The organism is uncultured Aggregatibacter sp., assembly GCF_901873365.1.
GTDB lineage: Bacteria > Pseudomonadota > Gammaproteobacteria > Enterobacterales > Pasteurellaceae > Aggregatibacter.
On the sequence record NZ_CABFLM010000012.1, the window covers coordinates 1 to 1,014 of the forward strand.

The 1,014-nt window shown below is 31.8% G+C and carries 1 protein-coding gene; it reads right to left on the reverse strand.

The features are described from left to right. Nucleotides 1-1,014: type VI secretion system domain-containing protein (locus QZ106_RS00340; protein WP_295972822.1), on the reverse strand; the 1,014-nt coding region annotated here is incomplete at both ends.

The following is a 1,014-nucleotide window of genomic DNA, read 5'->3' on the forward strand; positions in this document are numbered from 1 at the left end:
GTTCAGAAAGCTCATTAAGCGCAATAGAAATCATGTCTTCTTTTAAGAAAAAACGTATCTTTTCAAACTGTAAATAATGTCTTTCTCGTATATCAATTACTGATGTTAACCGAGTATTAATTTGTTTTAATACAGATAAAAATCCTTCAGCTAAATAAATCTCATCAAAATTATTATCTGCTTGATGTTGAACCGCACTTTGCTCGCTTGAATAAAGAGGGATGTCTTCAAAAAGCCACTCAGAAACAGTTTCAGTTAAGAATGGTTCACCATTTTGGAACTTCGCTAAGTGAAATGTTGGAAATTTTTCAACAAATTGTTTTGTTACAATTTTGATAGATCTGGCAGCTTCTTGAAATTTTAATATTTCACAGCATTTAGCAGACAAGTAACTTCCTTCAATCCAATATGGGCTAGTTGTTAAAGTTTTCTCTATTCGAACTAATAATTCAATGCTTGGAGATGAAATCATTTGCTCCCGATAATCACTTACCTTATCAATAGGAACAGCTTGCATGGTTGTAATACCTTGTGCACTCATCTCTGGTAGCTGAACAATACTATGCCACAATCCAAAGCGCCGACTGGTGTAACCTAGAGTGGATGATGGTTGTAATTCACAAGTGACATCTGCCACTTGTAAGTAAAATTGTTTTAACTGTCTTGCGTTTGTAAGATCAAATTTATTTATCTCTGGGATATTAGAAGAAACTTTAGGTTCTGTAGGTTTACTTAAAGAATTTGGTTTATCTCCTAAAATAGGATTTCCTGTTAATTCATTTCTATTATTAAGTGTAATATTCTCACTAAAATCTGACCGCTCTTTTACAAAATGGCATAATCTTAATAAAGTAGATTTGGCACTCAGAACATATTCAGATAATTGAAGTAAAATTTCTTCTGTTAGATGCTTAACTTTTTCATTTTCACTTGCAGTAAATTTGATTTCCTGATTATTAGATAAAGCATTATCTATACGTTCAAGGATAAGTAAAATTGCTTTCTCTTTAAATC